The organism is Solimonas aquatica (assembly GCF_900111015.1).
In the GTDB taxonomy this organism is placed as follows: domain Bacteria; phylum Pseudomonadota; class Gammaproteobacteria; order Nevskiales; family Nevskiaceae; genus Solimonas; species Solimonas aquatica.
The window spans coordinates 108,502-125,000 of sequence record NZ_FOFS01000008.1; the positions used below are offsets into that span (position 1 = coordinate 108,502).

The window sequence follows — 16,499 nt, forward strand, 5'->3', positions numbered from 1 at the left end:
AGCCGCCCTTGCCGACTCGAGGAGGCAGATCGTGAGCGCCGCATTGCAGTGGGATCCTTACAACGTCGAACAACGCCAGAATCCGTATCCGACCTATCGCCGTCTGCGCGAAGAAGCGCCGCTCTACTACAACGAGGAGCACGACTTCTACGCCCTGAGCCGCTACGCCGATGTGAAGGCGGGCCTGGAGGATCGCGAGACCTTCAGCTCCGCGCGCGGCGGCATCCTGGAGCTGATCAAGGCCAATGTGCAGCTGCCGCCGGCGGTGTTCATCTTTCAGGACGCGCCGGTGCACACCGCGTATCGCGGCATCATGCAGCGCATCATCACGCCCAAGCGCATGAACGCCCTGGAACAGCAGATCCGCGATCTGTGCGCGCGCAGTCTGGATCCGGTGGTCGGCAAGGAAGGGTTTGACTTCATCGCCAATCTCGGCGCCGAGATGCCGATGCGCGTCATCGGCATGCTGCTGGGTATTCCCGAGGAAGATCAGAAGCACGTGCGCGAATTCGCCGATGGCGCGCTGCGCACCGAGGCCGGCAAGCCCATGGAATACAACCCGGGCAATTTCACCGGCGAGGTTGCGGGCGTATTCGATGAATACATCGACTGGCGCATGAAGCATCCCTCCGACGATGTGATGACGGAGATGCTCAACGCCGAGTTCCGCGACGCCTCGGGCACCCTGCGCAAGCTCGATCGCGACGAGCTGCTGGCGATGATCAATATGGTCGCCGGTGCCGGCAACGAAACCACCAACCGCCTGATCGGCTGGACCGGCAAGGTGCTGGCCGAACATCCCGATCAGCGCCGCGAACTGGCGAAGAACCCGGCGTTGATTCCGCAGGCCATCGAAGAGCTGCTGCGCTTCGAATCACCGGGGCCGTTCACCGGCCGCTATACCACGCGCGAGATGGAGTTCTACGGGCGCAAGGTCCCGGCCGGCAGCGTGGTGTTGCTGATGAACAGCGCCGGCAATCGCGATGATCGCTTCTTTGTCGACGGTGATCGTTTCGACATTCATCGCGAACGCCGTCCGCACCTGGGCTTTGGTCACGGCGCGCACGTCTGCATCGGCTCGGCGCTGGCGCGTCTGGAAGGCCGCGTGGCGCTGGAGGAGGTGCTCAAGCGCTTTACCGACTGGGAAGTGGATTACGAGCGCGCGCAGCTGGCCACCACCTCAACGGTGCGCGGCTGGGAAACGCTGCCGGTGTTCACCGATCCCGCGGCCAAGCAGCGCACGCTGGCGGCGCGCAGCAAGCCCGCGGCGCCGGCTGCGGCAGCGGCACCCGTCGTCAATGTGCCGGTGGAAGGGACCTGGAATCTCGTGATCAAGAGCCCCACCGGGCCGATGCCCACGGTCCTGGTCATTGAACGCGATGGCGACAAGCTCAGCGGCACGCAGTCCGGCCAGGGCATGACCACGGCGATCGCCGACGTGAAGTTCGACGGCAGGCAGCTGTCCTGGGTCAATCACGTCACCAAGCCGATGAAGCTCAAGCTGGAATGCAGCGGCGTGATCGAAGGCGCCAGCATCAGCGGTAAGGCCAAGGCCGGGTTCCTGGGTTCCTATGCCTTCACCGGCAGCAAGGCTTGAGTGAGAGGTTGACGAAGTCATGCCGAAGATTCTGTTCATCGAGCACAACGGCGCCGAACATCTCGTGGAAGGCGAGTGCGGCAAATCGGTGATGCAGACCGCCGTGGAGAACGTGGTGCCGGGCATACTCGGCGACTGCGGCGGTTCCTGCAGCTGCGCCACCTGCCATGCCTATGTCGATCCGCAGTGGCTGGCGCGTCTGCCGCCTCCTGCCGAGGATGAGCGCCTGATTCTGGATGGCGCGCTGGAAGTGCGCGACAACAGCCGCCTGAGCTGTCAGATCAAGCTTGCGGAGGCGCTGGACGGACTGGTCCTGCGCCTGCCGGAGCGGCAGTTCTAGCCGCGGGATGCCAAACGCGGTCTACCTCACGCCGCTAGTTCATCCGGCGGCGGCGAAGCAGCAGCAGACCTAGCAGCGGCAACAGCCCGCCGGCGCTGCCGCCGCCACCACTGGTGGCTGCGGCGCTGGCGCCACTGCTGCTGGCAGTGCTGGCGCTGCTCGCGCAGGCGCTGCTGTTGCTGGCGGCATCGCGGCCGGCGAGGTTGGTGCAGCCGCTGCCATTGGCATCCAGCACCTGCTTGAGCGTGCTGCCGGTGCTGCTCAGCGCCGTCCAGGCGCGATCCAGTCGGGCGTAATAGTCCGTGCCGCCATTGTTGTTGACGCTGCCCATGCAGGCGCTGTTGCCGGTGGTGAGCGTGCCGACGATGCGATGGTTCTGGCTCCAGAGTCCGGAACCGGAAGAACCGCCTTCGGTGTCGCCCAGTGTCCAGCGCACGGCCCAGGCATCGATGCTGAAACCGGTGCAGGTGGCGCCGACCAGCGAGCCCACGCACAAGTCCGAAACCGCCTGCGCGCCGCTGTCGAAGACCGCGATCTTCTTGTCGTCGCCGGCGGGATGCGAAATGCCGACGCCGGAACTGGGCGCTACGCCGCTGACATCCCAGCCGGCGTAGAAGACCTGATAGCTGCCCGGCGGCACGCTGCGCAATTCGAACAGGCTGTAATCGCTGCGCGTGCCGCTGGCCGAGGAGGCCAGCAGCCGGCGGCCGGCGATGTTCTGCTTGACCGAGCCTTCGCTGCCCGAGGCGCAGGCCGACTTCTGTACGTTGAAATAGGCGCGGCTGCTGGCGACGTTGAGTGCGTTGAGACCGCAGTGGTTGGCAGTGAGGACCAGGGCGCGGTTGTCCTGCGCCGTGTTGTTGATCAGATTGCCCGAACACAGCGTGGTGCCGCCGATGGTGAGCAGCACCGTCGAGCGGATTTCATCGCGCCAGCCGTCCCCGGCAGGGCAGGCCACATCCACCGTGCAGGCGCCGGAGGTGCCGAAAGCGCTCTTGGCTGGATAGGCTTCGCTGAACGAGCGGTAGCCGTGGAAAACCTGGGCCAGGTGCACGGCAAAGGCGGCGCGCGCGCTGTCCGGCATGCGCGCATCCAGCACCGCTTCTTCGCTGCGCACCAGTGCGGTCCACAGCTCGCCGTTGTCACTGCTGCTGTAGGGGCCCTGCAGATCCTCGCCCTTGCTGGTGTAGAACCAGAGCTCCGCGCCCTCGGGCAGCTGCAGCGCGTCGATCCGCGCCGCCAGCGACACCGCATCGCTGGAGACGACACGCAGTCGCCAATGCCAGAGACCGTCGCTGCCTTGCGTCCAGTTGCCGCTCTCGGTACCGGCGTCCACCGACTGCGCCACCGCGTAATGGCGGGCGTCGTCATTCAGGCTGTTCAGCGCGGTCTGTACCTGCGCCGCGTCGAGCTGCAGCCTGGGCACGCCGCTGAGCGTGCTCAAATCCGGTGTGTAGGCCAGCCCGTTCAATGGCAGCCCGATCGCCAACAGCCACAGCAGTGTGCGCATCCCTGTCCCCTTGCACGCCACGCCGCCGACTATAGCAGCGCGCTGGCACCGGACTTTAGATGCTGCGGGTCCAATCGTCTGCCGGCTATTGCGTCGCGGCTGTCAGGGTGCCCCCGAGCCTGTGGCACGTCTGGCGTGACGCAGCGTGCCCAGGGCCAGCAGCGGCAGCAGGCCCAGCAGGCCCATGCCGCCGCCACCGCCACCCCCACCGCTGCTGCTACCGCCACCCCCGGAATCCTGGCCACTGCTGCCGGGAACACTGCCACAGCCGGAGGTGCTGGCATTGCCGTAATTCTTGCCGCTCAGACCGGTGCAGCCGGTATTGAGCGGGTCCAGCAGTGCCTGCAATTTGGTGCCGGTGCTGCTGGCTGCCGACCAGGCCAGATCCAGGCGCTGATACACGGCTGTGCCGCCATTGCTGCGGCTGGGATCGCTGCTGGAGCAACCGTCATTGCCGCCGGACAGGGTGGCTACCACGCGATGCTGCGGATTCCACAGTCCCGAGCCCGAAGAGCCGGGCTGTGTGGCGCCGCGCGACCAGCTGACCGACCAGGCGCGGATGGTGATGCCCACGCAGACATTGCCCACGCCGAGCAGGCCGATGCAGATGCTGTTCTGCGAGGAGGGCGGGCTGGAAAAAGTGCTGATCTTCTTGTCGTCCCCGGACGGGTGCGAGATGCCGACGCCCGAGGCGGGCACCGCGCCCGTGACATCCCAGCCCGCGTAATAGACGTTGTAGGTCAGCGGCGGCTTGCCGCTGAGTTCGAACAGCGTGTAGTCGGTATTGCTCAATGTGGTGCTGGCGGCCAGCACGCGCGCGCCGGTCATGTTCTGCGTGATGCCGCTCGAGCTGCCGCCTGCGCAGCGCGATTTCTGCACGTTGAAGTAAGCGCGGGTCTGCGACACCGTGCTGGCGTCGACGCCGCAGTGCTCGGCGGTCAGAATCAGGGCACGGTCGTCCTGCGCGGTGTTGTTCATCAGCGTGCCGGTGCACAAGGTGGTGCCTTCGATGGTGATCAGCACCACGGAGCGGATGTCGTCGCGCCAGGCGTCACCGTCGCTGCAGGCCACGTCGATCGTGCAGGCACCGGCGGTGCCGAAGGCGCTCTTGGCGTAGTCGTCGAGCAACAGCGGCCGGATGCCCAGAAAGATCTGCGTGAGCCGCAGCGCAAAGGAATCACGTGCCTTGGCCGGCATGCTCGCATCGAGCACCGCCTCATCGCTGCGCACCAGCGGTGTCAGCAGGCTATCGCCGTCGGCGTTCGTGAAAGGGCCTTGCACATCGCGGCCTGCCGTATCGTAGAACCACAGCTCGGCCTGCTCCGGTAATTGCAGCGACTGCAGCCGCAGCGCCAGCGACAGCGCGCCCGGAGCGCTCAGGCGCAGGCGCCAGTGCCAGAGGCCGTTGCTGTCCTGCGACCAGCTGCCGGAGGAGACATCGGCATCAAGATTCTGGGCCTGCGCGTATTGATAGGGTTGAAGCGCCGGCAGTACGGCATCAGGGGCGGGCTGTGTCGCGGCCAGTGTCAGTGCAGGAATCGCGCCCGTCTCTGCCGGCGGCGTATAGGCCTGACATAACAACGGCACCATCCACAAGACGATGACAATGCGCATCGCAGCCCTGCAGTGGGAGTCGAGGTTCCGACTCTAGGCAGGCGCGCAATATTTCTCTTTGCCGTTCGTCACGATCCATGCTGAGTTTTTCTTGATCACCGCAGATGCCGTCGCGGAATCGTGCAAAGTGCCAGAAGCGCCAGCGGCAGCAGTCCGAAGCCCCAGCTGCCACCGCCACCCGAAGCGTCGCTGCTGCCCGCGCCGCTCGAGCTGCCGGAGCTGCCGCTGCTGCTGCTGCTGCCACCCGAGCTGCTGCCACTGCCACTTGCGCAAGTGGCGACATCGGAACTGCCGGGGGTCTTGCCGTCGATGCCCGAGCAGCTGCTGCTCAAGGGGTCGAGCACCGACTTGAGGGTATTGCCGGTGACGCTGGTGGCCGCCCAGGCCATGTCCAGGCGTGCGTACATATCGGTGCCGCCATTGGTCTGGCTGGAATTGCTGCTGGCGCAGCCGCTGGTGCCGCCGGACAGGGTGCCGACGATGCGGTGATTTTCATTCCACAGGCCCGAGCCCGAGGAGCCGCCCTGCGTGGCGCCGCGCGACCAGTTGATGGCCAGCGCCTTGATGGTGAAACCCACGCAGACATTGCCCACGCCCAGCGTGCCGATGCAGATGCTGCCGTAGAGGCTGGCGGGACTGGAGAAGGTGCTGATCTTCTTGTCGTCGCCGGCCGGATGCGAGATGCCGACGCCGGAGGTGGGCACCGCACCGCTGATGTCCCAGCCCGAGTAGTAGGCGTTGTAGCTGCTGGGCGGCTTGCTGGCCAGTTCGAACAGCGAGTAGTCGGTGTTGTTGCCGCTGGCGGTCGCGGCCAGCAGGGTCTTGCCGGCAATGTTCTGTGACACGCTGCCGGAGCTGCTGCCGCCGCAGCTGGCTTTCTGCACGTTGAAGTAGGCCTTGGTCTGCGTGACGTTGCTGCTGGTGATGCCGCAGTGATTGGCGGTCAGGATCAGCGCGCGATCATCCTGCGCGGTGTTGTTCACCAGCGTGCCCGAGCACAGTGTGGTGTTGGCGATGGTCACCAGCACCGTGGAGCGGATTTCCTGGCGCCAGTTGTCGCCATCGCTGCAGGCGGTGTCGATGGTGCAGGCGCCGGCGCTGCCGAAGTAGCCCTTGGGTTGATACAGGCCGTTGTCGAGCGCGCGATAGCCGTGGAAGGCCTGCGCCACGGTCAGCTGGAACTGCTCGCGTGCCGCTGCCGGCATGCTGGCCTCCAGCACCACTTCCTCGCCGCGTGCGATGGCTGTCCAGATCGAGTCGCCATCGGCGGCGGTGTAGGGGCCCTGCATGTCATTGCCGTCGGCGGTGTACAGCCACAGCTCGGCGTCGGCGGGCAGGTGCACGCCGCTCAGGTGCAGGCTCAGCGAGGCGGCGCCGGTAGACGCTACACGCAGACGCCACAGCGCCGAACCGTCGGCGCGTTCTTCCCAGCTGCCGGCCTGGTCCGTAATTTGCAGGTCTTGAGCGACCGCATAGCGGTTGCTCTGCAGGCTGACCTTTTCGATCTCGCGCTGCACCTGGTCATTGTCGAGCTGCAGGCGGGAGACATTGTCGAGATGATCCAGCGCTGCAGGATGCGCTTGCGCGCCGAGAGGTAGCACGACGGCGAACAGCAAGGCGGAAGCGAAGCGCGACACAGGAAACTCCGGCTGGTGACGGAGTTTTTATCGGCACATCGCGAAGGCGCGATAAGCGTTTTCGCTGACGCTTGTCCCTGCTTTTGATACCGCTGATCCGTGCTGCCCGAAAGCCCGCGCGCTGGTCAGCCGCCACTCACCGCTGGTCCAGAAAGCACTGTGGCCGCAGCCCCGGCGATGCGCAGCGGCGACTCGTGCTGCGAGAGCTGCAGCACGATGCTGGCGAGCGAGCCCTGCGCATCGCAAGCCACTGCGTCGACCACCTCGCCAACCGCCTGCGGTTCATCCGCGACATGGACATCGCTGCCCGGCGGCGGCGGCGGACCTTCGACGCGCGCGACGAAAAGCCGGCGCTTGAGCTGTCCCAGGTAGTGCAGACGCGCGACGATTTCCTGTCCCGTGTAACAACCCTTGTCCAGGCTGATGCCGCCGAGCAGATCGAGATTGGCCATCTGCGGCACGAAATGCTCGCGGGTTTCCGGCAGCACCAGCGGCACGCCGGCCTCGATGTCGGCCAGACGCCAGGCGCGCATTTCCGGATCGGCAGGCACCTCGCCGAGCTGTTCGCGCAGCGCGCTGATGCGCTCGCGCGGCCCGAGGATGCTGTAACGCGGCTGGGTGCCGAGACGCCGCAGCACGATCAGGCCGTCCGCCGTGCGCGCGCAGGCCAGGGCGGTCTGCGGCTCCGGCAGGCCCAGCCGGGCCAGCAGCGGCGCGGCCCCGGCGCCGATCAGGCCCAGGGCGGCGAGCTGCTCGTCGGCGGCGAGCCGCAGCTTGGATCGCAGCACGAACATCTTCAGGCGCGCCAGCGTCGGCGCCAGCAGGCTGCGCGGCAGTTCCAGCAGGATGTCGTCGCCGTCGCGGATCAGCTGCAGCACCGCCAGCATGCGGCCCTTGGCGCTGTTGTAGCTGGACAGCTGCGCCTGGCCGGCGCTGAGCTTGTGCACATCGTTGCTCAGCTGACCCTGCAGAAAGCCGGCGGCGTCGGGGCCGTCCAGACGCAGCCAGGCCAGCTGCGGCAGTTCGCAAATCGTGACAGTCGGGGCGTGCTGCATTGCGGGATAACCTGGAAATTTGTCACACTATTATGGATGCATAGCCCGCTTTCCCACGAGTGATGTCCGCACCAGACGCCAAAACGCCCGCTGATCCACCGCAAGGTCCGGATCCGGTTCTGCCTTTGGCGGAGCTGCTCAAGCAGCAGCCCGTGCCGTCGCCGGCCCCGCCGCCGGTTGCCGAAATCGGGGGGCGCCGCGACGGGCCCGAACCCACTCGCTATGGGGATTGGGAAAAGAACGGGCGCTGCATCGATTTTTAGAAAAACGATCGTCACGTCCCACAGGGAGTCGGAATGACCAGTAAAACACCCGCACCAACACGCCCGCTGTCGCCCTTCATGCTGGGGCAGTACTACCGATTCCAGTGGACCTCGCTGCTCAGCTTCGTGCACCGCGTGACCGGCATGGGCCTGAGCTTCGGTACCGTACTGCTGGCGGCCTGGCTGATCGCCCTGGCCGGCGGCCCTGAAACCTACGCCGCCTTCGCCAAGCACCTCACGGCCTGGTACGGCCAGGTGCTGCTGTTCGGCTGGAGCTGGTCGCTCATGTACCACCTGGGCAACGGCATCCGCCATCTGTTCTGGGACATCGGCGCCAACTTCGAGCTGAAGGCCGCCGAGCGCTCCGGCTATCTGGTGGTGGTCGCCTCGCTGATTCTCACCGGCGCCGCCTGGGCGCTGGCCTACGCCGCCTGATCGGAGCCCGACTCATGGCCAAGACTTCGCAGAATCTCCGTTCGCCGCTGTCGCGCGCCCGTGGTCTGGGCAGCGCCAAGGAAGGCGTGCATCACTTCTGGGTGCAGCGCGTCTCCGCGCTGGCGCTCATCCCTTTGAGCCTGTGGTTCGTGTTCTCCGTGGCGCAGCTGGCCGGCGGCGATTACGCCGACGTGCATCACTGGGTGTCGGCGCCGTCCGTGGCGGTGGTGCTGGTGCTGTTCCTGGCCAGCGCGCTGTACCACTCGGTGCTGGGCGTGCAGGTGGTGATCGAGGACTACGCCGGCGGTGACGCCGCGCGCCTGACCCTGCTGCTGATCTCCAAATTTCTCCACGCGATCATCGCCGCCGCCGCCATCTTCGCGGTGCTCAAAGTGGCGCTGGGCTAAGGAACCGCTAGAAAAATGTCTGCTTACGAGATTGTTCACCACGAATACGACGCGATCGTGGTCGGTGCCGGTGGCGCCGGTCTGCGCGCCACGCTGGGTCTGGCCGAGGCCGGCCTGAAGACCGCCAACATCACCAAGCTGTTTCCGACGCGCTCGCACACCGTCGCCGCGCAGGGCGGCATCTCCGCCGCGCTGGCCAACATGGGCCGCGACGACTGGCGCTGGCACTTCTACGACACCGTCAAGGGCTCCGACTGGCTCGGTGATCAGGATGCCATCCAGTACATGACCCGCGAGGCCATCCCCGCGATCATCGAGCTGGAACACTACGGCGTGCCGTTCTCGCGCACCCCGGAAGGCAAGATCTATCAGCGTCCCTTCGGCGGCATGACCACCGAGTTCGGCAAGGGCCCGCCGGCGCAGCGCACCTGCGCCGCCGCCGACCGCACCGGCCACGCCATGCTGCACACGCTCTATCAGCAGAGCCTCAAGTGCAAGGCGCAGTTCTTCATCGAATACTTCGCGCTGGATCTGCTCACCGACGAAGACGGTTCGATCAAGGGCGTGCTGGCCTGGGACATGGCCACCGGCCAGCTGCACCGCTTCCGCGCGCATCTGGTGATTCTGGCCACCGGCGGTTACGGCCGTGCCTACTTCTCCGCCACTTCCGCGCACACCTGCACGGGCGACGGCGGCGGCATGGTGCTGCGTGCCGGCCTGCCGCTGCAGGATCTGGAATTCGTGCAGTTCCATCCCACTGGCATCTACGGCTCGGGCTGCCTGATCACCGAAGGTGCGCGTGGTGAGGGCGGCTATCTCACCAACAAGAGCGGCGAGCGCTTCATGGAGCGATATGCGCCGAGCGTGAAGGACCTGGCGCCGCGCGACATGGTGAGCCGCGCCATGGCCACCGAAATCCGCGAAGGCCGCGGCGTGGGCGAGGAAGCCGATCACATCCATCTGCACCTCGAACACCTCGGCCCCGAAGTGCTGCATCAGCGCCTGCCGGGCATCTCCGAGTCGGCGAAGATCTTCGCCGGCGTGGACGTGACCAAGGAACCGATCCCGGTGGTGCCAACCGTGCACTACAACATGGGCGGCATCCCGACGCTCTACACCGGCGAAGTGGTGACGCTGAAGAACGGCAACCCGGACAGCGTGGTGCCGGGCCTGATGGCGGTGGGCGAAGCGGCCTGCGTCTCGGTGCACGGCGCCAACCGTCTGGGTTCCAACTCGCTGCTGGACCTGGTGGTGTTCGGTCGCGCCGCCGCGATCCGCGCCGCCGAGCTGGTCAAGCGCGACACCCCGCACAAGAAGATTTCCGGCGCCTCCGAAGAGAAGGCCCTGGCGCGTCTGGACAAGTTCCGCAATGCCAAGGGCGGCACGCCGACGGCGAAGATCCGCCTCGACATGCAGAAGACCATGCAGAAGCACTGCGCGGTGTTCCGCGACGGTCCGACCATGCAGGAAGGCGTGGTCAAGCTCAAGGGCGTGATCGACAACTTCGCCAGCGATCTGTCGGTGACCGATCGCGGCATGATCTGGAACTCCGACCTGGTCGAGACCCTGGAACTGGACAATCTGCTGGGCCAGGCGCTGCTGACCATCGTCGGCGCCGAGAACCGCAAGGAGTCCCGTGGCGCGCACGCGCGCGACGACATCAAGGACCGCAACGACAACGAGTGGATGAAGCACACGCTCGCCTGGCGCACCAGCGACAAGGACGTGCAGATCGACTTCCGCCCGGTGCACATGCAACCGCTGGACAACGAGGTGGAACACATTCCGCCCGTTGCCCGCAAGTACTAATCGACGGAGCGCCACGACATGGCTCAGTTCACGCTTCCCCAGAACTCCAAGATCGACAAGAGCGCCGGCAAGACCTTCAAGGCGCCGGCCGGTGCCAAGAAGGTCAAGGCCTTCAAGATCTACCGTTATGATCCGGAAACCGGCGCCAATCCGCGTGTCGATACCTATGAGATCGACATGGCGGCCTGCGGGCCGATGGTGCTCGACGCGCTGATCAAGATCAAAAACGAGGTCGACGCCACGCTGACCTTCCGCCGCTCCTGCCGTGAAGGCATCTGCGGTTCCTGCGCGATGAACATCGACGGCACCAACACCCTGGCCTGCATCAAGCCCTGCGACGAGATCAAGGGCGATGCCAAGGTCTATCCGCTGCCGCATATGCCGGTGGTCAAGGATCTGGTGCCGGATCTCACGCACTTTTATGCGCAGCTGGCCTCCATCGAGCCCTGGCTGAAGACCGACACCCCGGCGCCGACGCGCGAGCGTCTGCAGTCGGAGGAAGATCGCGCCAAGCTCGACGGCCTCTACGAGTGCATCCTCTGCGCCTGCTGCTCGACCAGCTGCCCCAGCTACTGGTGGAACAGCGACCGCTACCTGGGTCCGGCGATTCTGCTGCAGGCCTACCGCTGGCTGGTGGACAGCCGCGACGAGGCCACCGGCGAACGTCTCGACGCCCTGGAAGATCCGTTCAAGCTGTACCGCTGCCACACCATCATGAACTGCTCGAAGACCTGCCCGAAGGGTTTGAATCCTGCCAAGGCGATCGCCGAGACCAAGAAGATGCTGGTGGAGCGCGTGGTTTGAGACGTTGCAGCAACACAGACAAGGGCGGCGCTGCCGCCCTTGTCGTTTCCGCGAGGGGCCAACATGAGTAACACGCCTGCCAACGATGGTCGCCTGCGCTGGCTGCTGCGCCGGGGCATGAAGGAGCTGGATGTGCTCATGGAGCGCTATTACGCCAGTCGCTTCGCGCAGGCGCCGGTGGAAGAGAAGGCGGCGTTCCTGCGCCTGGTCACGCTGGCCGAAGACCCCGACATCTGGGCCTGGGTGATGGGCCATGAGGCGGTGCCGGCCGAGTACGAGGCCCTGATCGAGCAGCTGCGCATCCATCGCTAAAAAGCGCAGCACCGCGAATGAACAAGGCCTCCGGCATGACCCTGGATCTGCGGCTCAAGCCTTCGCTGGCCGCGCTGCAGCTGGTGTTTCTGCTGCACATCGGGGTGATCGCGGCGCTGCCTTTCGCGCTGCGTCCGGGTCTGCCGCTGATGGTTCTGCTCGCCGCCGCTGCCGCTTCCTGGTTCTGGCTGCGCCGGCATCCGATGCTGGGCTTCGGGCCGCGCGCCATCGAGCGCATCGTCTGGCACGAGAACGGCGACTGGCAGGTGTATCGCGGCGGCCGTGAGCAGAGCGTGCAGCTGCAGGCCGGCAGCCTGGTGCATTCTCATCTGCTGGTGCTGAATTTCCGTGGCGAGGACGGCAGACGCTGCTCGCGCCTGATTCTGGGTGGCGAGGCCGAGGCCGAGCCCTTGCGCCGCCTGCGTGCCCGCCTGCGGCTCGCGAAAGCAGACTAGGCTGAATTTACATTCGTCCCCGGCTCTGGCTTTGGCTAGGCTGCTGCGAAAAATCAGCTCAGCAGCGCGACGCCAGGGGAGAGCGGAACATGGCCAGCAGACGATCTGCCGTGGGAGCAATGGCCTGGTGCCTGCTGCTGTCGGCCTGCGGCAGCAGCACCACACCGCAGGATCCCGGGAGCACGCCGGCCCGCGCGCAGCAGACCGTCTACAGCTTCGCCAATGGCTGCTACACCCTGGGCTCTGCGGCGGGCTATGTGCAGGCCGATACTGCGGCCTCGGATTACGCGCTCACGGCGGATCGCGCGCAGGCCGCGCGCTTCTACTTCAAGCCCACCGCGCTGGGTTCGTATCTGCTGCTCTCGGCCTATCGGCGCGCGCCGGGCGAGCGCGGTGACAAGTCCCTGCTCGGCATCCGCGATCCGGGTGGCGAGTTTCTCGATGGTCTGGGCAATTTCATCGGCGAGGTTTCGTACCTGATCAGCGGTGTCGGCGACATCACCGCCATCGTGCTCGATCCCCTGTCCACCGACGGCAATGTGATTCGCGACATCGGCGAGGGTGTGGGTGGTGTGGGCGGCGGGCTTGGCGGCATCGATGTGCGACCGAGTCTGGCCATGGTGCATCGCGCCAGCGATCTGGCGGTGTGGCAGCTCGAAGCGCTGGACTCCGGACGCTTCCAACTGCGCTCGGCGGTGACCGGGCAATGGCTGGCCGCCTCGCACGGCGTGCTGGCGCTCACCACGAAGCAGACGCCGGGCATCGCCACGGACTTTCGGCTCGAAGCCGCCAGCGGCTGCGATGCCTATCCGGAAGCCAGTACCAACGCGCAGCTACTCGATGCGCGCGGGCCGGCCCGTTATCTGCGCGAGGTGCCGCTGTTCACGCAGGGGCCGAATGCCTCGGGGATCAGGCGCGAGGATGTCTTCGGTTTTGTCGACGGTCACGCGCACGTCACGGCGTATGAGTTCATCGGCGGGCGCGTGAACTATGGCGATCCGTTCCACAAGTTCGGCGTCGATGCCGCGCTGGACGATTGCGCGGTCAATCACGGGCCCATGGGCGCGCTGGGTCTGGTGGAAACCGTCACCTCCGGACTCGGACCCGTGCACGAGACGCGCGGCTGGCCCAGCTACAACTTCTGGCCGCGCAACGATTCCCTGCAGCACCACCAGAGCTACTACAAATGGCTGGAGCGCGCCTGGCTGGGCGGCCTGCGCCTGATGGTCAATGATTTCACCGGCAACGAGCTGCTCTGCCAGATCAATCCGCAGAAGCAGAACGACTGCAACATGGAGGTGAACTGGCGGCTGCAGGCGCAGCGCATCCACCAGATGCAGGACTACATCGATGCGCAGAACGGCGGGCCGGGCGAAGGCTGGCTGCGTCTGGTGGACTCGCCGGCGCAGGCGCGCAGCGTGATCGCGCAGGGCAAGCTGGCGATGGTGCTGGGACTGGAAGTCTCCAAGCTGTTCAACTGCGGCGAGTTCCTGGGACAGGCCGAGTGCAGCCAGGATCAGATGCTGGAACGCCTGGATGCGGCCTATGCCGCCGGCGTGCGCCACATCTTTCCGGTGCACAAGTTCGACAACGGCTACGGCGGCGTGGTGCCGGACGAAGGCCTGGGCATCGGCACCATTCTCTACGTGGGCAATGTGGTGGAGACCGGCCATCCCATCGAGTTCGAGGCTTGCCCCGAGAGTTACAGCGGCGCCGCCCGCTCGCCGGACCAGGTCAATCCCCTGGGCATCGTCGATCAGCTGCTGCGCCAGCTGGAGTACGTGAACGGACAGCTGAGTCAGGCGCTGCCGGTGCCGCCGCTGCTGCCGGCCGCCGAGCACGGCCTGTGCAATCTGCGCGGGCTCACGCCGCTGGGCGAGGCGCTGATCGAGGCCTTGATCCAGAAACGCATGTTCATCGAGGTGGACCACAGCAGCCTCAAGACCGTGGACCGCATTCTGGAAATGGTGGAGGCGCGCGGCTATCCGGGCGTGATCAGCAGCCACGACTGGCTGTATTCGGAAGAACTGCTGGACCGCGTGGTGGCGGACGGCGGCACCATCAGCCGCTTTGCCGATTCACGCGGCGCCTGGGTGGATCGCCTGCTGCGTGCCGAGCAGCGGCCGGCAAAGAATCGCGTCGCGGGAATGGTCAGCACGGGCCTGGCTTCGGATGTGAACGGCATCGCCTCGCTGCCCGGCAACAGCGCGCCGGCCGACACGCCGCTGTATCCCTTCACCTCGGTGGATGGCCGCGTGCGCTTCGACAGACAGGTCACCGGTGACCGGGTGTTCGGGCTCTACGACGGCCGCGGTGTGGCGCACTACGGCCTGTATCCGGATCAGATCGCCGACCTGCAGCGCTACACCGATGATCGCAGCCCGGAACAGGTGCAGCAGGCGCTGCGCGCGCTGTTCTCCTCCGCCGAGGCCTATCTGCGCCACTGGGAAGCGGTCGAGGCCTGGGGGCGCTGAAGAAGCTCAGGCGCGGCCGGGCAGGATGGTGGGCGTGGCGGTGTCCAGGGTCTCGGGGTAATCGAGCGTGTAGTGCAGGCCGCGCGATTCCTTGCGCTCCAGGGCCGAACGCACGATGAGATCCGCACAGCGCACCAGATTGCGCAGCTCCAGGAGATTGGCGCTGATGCGGTAGTTGCCGTAGAACTCGTCGATCTCGGCCTTGAGCAGCTGCACGCGGTGCAGGGCGCGCTGCAGGCGCTTGGTGGTGCGCACGATGCCCACGTAGTCCCACATGAAGGTGCGCAGCTCCAGCCAGTTGTGGCTGACCACCACGTCCTCGTCGGAATTGGTCACGCGCGATTCGTCCCAGGGGCGCGGGTCCGCCGGCATCACGCGGCCGTCCAGCGTGGCATGCAGGTCCTCGGCGGCGGCGCGTGCGAACACCAGGCATTCCAGCAGGGAGTTGCTGGCCAGGCGGTTGGCACCGTGCAGGCCGGTGCAGGCCACCTCGCCGATGGCGTACAGACCGTCGAGGTCGGTGCGCGCGGACAGATCCGTGACCACGCCGCCGCAGGTGAAGTGCGCGGAGGGCACCACCGGAATCGGCTGCCGGCAGATGTCCAGGCCCAGGGACTTGCAGTGTGCGTAGATGCTGGGGAAGTGCTGCTGGATGAACTCGGCCGGCTTGTGCGTGATGTCCAGATACACGTAGCGCAGACCCAGGCGCTTCATCTCATGGTCGATGGCGCGGGCGACGATGTCGCGCGGCGCCAGCTCGCCACGCGGATCGAAGCGCGGCATGAAGCGCTCGCCCGGCGAGCCGTCGGCATTGACCAGGCGCAGCAGCGCGCCTTCGCCGCGCAGGGCCTCGGAGATCAGGAAGTTGCGGGTGTCGCGATGGAACAGCGTGGTGGGATGGAACTGCATGAATTCCATGTTGGCCACGCGGCAGCCCGCGCGCCAGGCCATGGCGATGCCATCGCCCGAGGCGCCGTGCGGATTGCTGGAATACAGGTACACCTGATTGGCGCCGCCGCTGGCCAGCACCACGGCCTTGGCCGGCACCGCGGTGATGCGGCTGCTGGGCACGTCGAACAGGTAGGCGCCGAGCACGCGCTTGGCCTCGCGGTCGACGATCAGGTCGATGGCCAGGCTGTACTCGCGCACGCGGATATTGGGATGCGCGGCGGCCAGGGCGGCGAGGGTGGTTTCCACGGCATGGCCGGTGGCATCGGCGGCATGCACCACACGGCGGTGGCTGTGGCCGCCCTCGCGGGTCAGGTGCAGGCGCTTGCCGCGGTTCTCGCCGTCTTCCTCGGTGAACATCACGCCCTGCTGCAGCAGCCACTCGATGCAGGCCGGACCGCCTTCGACGGTGAAGCGCACCGCATCCTCGTCGCAGAGGCCCGCGCCCGCCACCAGGGTGTCGCGCACGTGGTTGTCGGTGGAGTCTTCCACGTCCAGCACGGCGGAAATGCCGCCCTGCGCCCAGAGCGTGCTGCCCGACTGCAGGCTGGTTTTGGAAACCACGGTGACGCGGCGCCCGGCCTTGGCCAGACGCAGGGCACAGGACAGACCGGCGGCGCCGCTGCCGATCACCAGAACCTCGACTTCATTCATGGGGCGTACGCGAAAAAACGGCTTGGCTACAATATCGGACTTTTCCGCGGGGCTGTGCCCGGCCGCCACTTCACAAGAAAGCGGCCTCACCGATTCCCGCCTCTTGAAAGCCGCAAGCGGGCATCACGGAACTTTTTTCACATCAGGATGAACAGTGTAGCCGGTTTGGTCGCGCCCTTCGGGCG

General features: G+C 66.3%; 14 protein-coding genes and 1 pseudogene. 10 read left to right on the plus strand and 5 right to left on the minus strand.

The window, feature by feature from the left end:
* Positions 1-43: 43 nt before the first annotated feature.
* Both BMY12_RS11090 and BMY12_RS11095 read left to right on the plus strand, forming a co-directional pair.
* A pseudogene (locus BMY12_RS11090) lies at positions 44-1,210 on the plus strand (cytochrome P450); the annotation flags it as partial.
* A 406-nt stretch (positions 1,211-1,616) separates the two neighbouring features.
* Positions 1,617-1,937, plus strand: coding sequence for a 2Fe-2S iron-sulfur cluster-binding protein (locus BMY12_RS11095; protein ID WP_093285922.1), 321 nt, complete (start codon positions 1,617-1,619; stop codon positions 1,935-1,937).
* 34 nt (positions 1,938-1,971) lie between these two features.
* On the opposite strand, the gene BMY12_RS11100 is transcribed toward BMY12_RS11095, so the two are convergent.
* From BMY12_RS11100 to ygfZ, 4 genes are all read right to left on the minus strand, one after another.
* Positions 1,972-3,447, minus strand: coding sequence for a hypothetical protein (locus BMY12_RS11100; protein WP_093285924.1), 1,476 nt, complete (start codon positions 3,445-3,447; stop codon positions 1,972-1,974).
* Between the two features lie 102 nt (positions 3,448-3,549).
* Positions 3,550-5,061: a trypsin-like serine peptidase gene (locus BMY12_RS11105; RefSeq protein WP_143068929.1), complete on the minus strand. Its 1,512-nt coding sequence runs from the start codon at positions 5,059-5,061 to the stop codon at positions 3,550-3,552.
* A 95-nt stretch (positions 5,062-5,156) separates the two neighbouring features.
* Positions 5,157-6,698, minus strand: coding sequence for a trypsin-like serine peptidase (locus tag BMY12_RS11110; RefSeq protein WP_093285930.1), 1,542 nt, complete (start codon positions 6,696-6,698; stop codon positions 5,157-5,159).
* Between the two features lie 125 nt (positions 6,699-6,823).
* Positions 6,824-7,753 (minus strand): CAF17-like 4Fe-4S cluster assembly/insertion protein YgfZ, encoded by a 930-nt coding sequence (gene ygfZ, locus BMY12_RS11115; protein WP_093285932.1) that lies wholly within the window; start codon positions 7,751-7,753, stop codon positions 6,824-6,826.
* Positions 7,754-7,815: 62 nt separating this feature from the next.
* On the opposite strand from ygfZ, the gene BMY12_RS20900 reads away from it, so the two are divergent.
* The 8 genes from BMY12_RS20900 (at position 7,816) to BMY12_RS11155 (ending at position 14,712) form a co-directional block, all read left to right on the plus strand.
* Entirely contained in the window at positions 7,816-8,016 is a 201-nt protein-coding gene (locus tag BMY12_RS20900) for a DUF1674 domain-containing protein (RefSeq protein ID WP_093285935.1), read from the plus strand.
* Positions 8,017-8,049: 33 nt separating this feature from the next.
* A complete protein-coding gene (gene sdhC / locus BMY12_RS11125) occupies positions 8,050-8,451 on the plus strand; it encodes a succinate dehydrogenase, cytochrome b556 subunit (RefSeq protein WP_177188953.1) in 402 nt (133 codons plus the stop codon).
* A 14-nt stretch (positions 8,452-8,465) separates the two neighbouring features.
* Positions 8,466-8,858, plus strand: coding sequence for a succinate dehydrogenase, hydrophobic membrane anchor protein (gene sdhD / locus BMY12_RS11130; RefSeq protein ID WP_093285937.1), 393 nt, complete (start codon positions 8,466-8,468; stop codon positions 8,856-8,858).
* Positions 8,859-8,873: 15 nt separating this feature from the next.
* Positions 8,874-10,667 carry a succinate dehydrogenase flavoprotein subunit gene (sdhA, locus tag BMY12_RS11135; RefSeq protein ID WP_093285940.1) on the plus strand — a complete coding sequence of 598 codons (1,794 nt, stop codon included), beginning with the start codon at positions 8,874-8,876 and terminating at the stop codon, positions 10,665-10,667.
* A gap of 18 nt (positions 10,668-10,685) precedes the next feature.
* Complete coding sequence (locus tag BMY12_RS11140) at positions 10,686-11,471, plus strand: succinate dehydrogenase iron-sulfur subunit (protein WP_093285943.1); 786 nt, start codon at positions 10,686-10,688, stop codon at positions 11,469-11,471.
* A 63-nt stretch (positions 11,472-11,534) separates the two neighbouring features.
* Complete coding sequence (locus tag BMY12_RS11145) at positions 11,535-11,783, plus strand: FAD assembly factor SdhE (protein ID WP_093285945.1); 249 nt, start codon at positions 11,535-11,537, stop codon at positions 11,781-11,783.
* A gap of 17 nt (positions 11,784-11,800) precedes the next feature.
* Positions 11,801-12,238 carry a protein YgfX gene (locus BMY12_RS11150; protein WP_093285948.1) on the plus strand — a complete coding sequence of 146 codons (438 nt, stop codon included), beginning with the start codon at positions 11,801-11,803 and terminating at the stop codon, positions 12,236-12,238.
* Between the two features lie 89 nt (positions 12,239-12,327).
* Entirely contained in the window at positions 12,328-14,712 is a 2,385-nt protein-coding gene (locus BMY12_RS11155; RefSeq protein WP_093285952.1) for an amidohydrolase family protein, read from the plus strand.
* Between the two features lie 6 nt (positions 14,713-14,718).
* Here the strand turns inward: BMY12_RS11155 and nadB are convergent, their stop codons facing one another.
* Positions 14,719-16,314, minus strand: coding sequence for an L-aspartate oxidase (gene nadB, locus BMY12_RS11160; RefSeq protein ID WP_093285955.1), 1,596 nt, complete (start codon positions 16,312-16,314; stop codon positions 14,719-14,721).
* Between the last annotated feature and the right edge of the window lie 185 nt (positions 16,315-16,499).

Bases quoted from the DNA above. Each gene is read 5' to 3' on its own strand.
- BMY12_RS11095 (WP_093285922.1), top strand. From the start codon at position 1,617: ATGCCGAAGATTCTGTTCATCGAGCACAACGGCGCCGAACATCTCGTG.
- BMY12_RS11100 (WP_093285924.1), bottom strand. From the start codon at position 3,447: ATGCGCACACTGCTGTGGCTGTTGGCGATCGGGCTGCCATTGAACGGG.
- BMY12_RS11105 (WP_143068929.1), bottom strand. From the start codon at position 5,061: ATGCGCATTGTCATCGTCTTGTGGATGGTGCCGTTGTTATGTCAGGCC.
- ygfZ (WP_093285932.1), bottom strand. From the start codon at position 7,753: ATGCAGCACGCCCCGACTGTCACGATTTGCGAACTGCCGCAGCTGGCC.
- BMY12_RS20900 (WP_093285935.1), top strand. From the start codon at position 7,816: ATGTCCGCACCAGACGCCAAAACGCCCGCTGATCCACCGCAAGGTCCG.
- sdhC (WP_177188953.1), top strand. From the start codon at position 8,050: ATGACCAGTAAAACACCCGCACCAACACGCCCGCTGTCGCCCTTCATG.
- sdhD (WP_093285937.1), top strand. From the start codon at position 8,466: ATGGCCAAGACTTCGCAGAATCTCCGTTCGCCGCTGTCGCGCGCCCGT.
- sdhA (WP_093285940.1), top strand. From the start codon at position 8,874: ATGTCTGCTTACGAGATTGTTCACCACGAATACGACGCGATCGTGGTC.
- BMY12_RS11140 (WP_093285943.1), top strand. From the start codon at position 10,686: ATGGCTCAGTTCACGCTTCCCCAGAACTCCAAGATCGACAAGAGCGCC.
- BMY12_RS11145 (WP_093285945.1), top strand. From the start codon at position 11,535: ATGAGTAACACGCCTGCCAACGATGGTCGCCTGCGCTGGCTGCTGCGC.
- BMY12_RS11150 (WP_093285948.1), top strand. From the start codon at position 11,801: ATGAACAAGGCCTCCGGCATGACCCTGGATCTGCGGCTCAAGCCTTCG.
- BMY12_RS11155 (WP_093285952.1), top strand. From the start codon at position 12,328: ATGGCCAGCAGACGATCTGCCGTGGGAGCAATGGCCTGGTGCCTGCTG.
- nadB (WP_093285955.1), bottom strand. From the start codon at position 16,314: ATGAATGAAGTCGAGGTTCTGGTGATCGGCAGCGGCGCCGCCGGTCTG.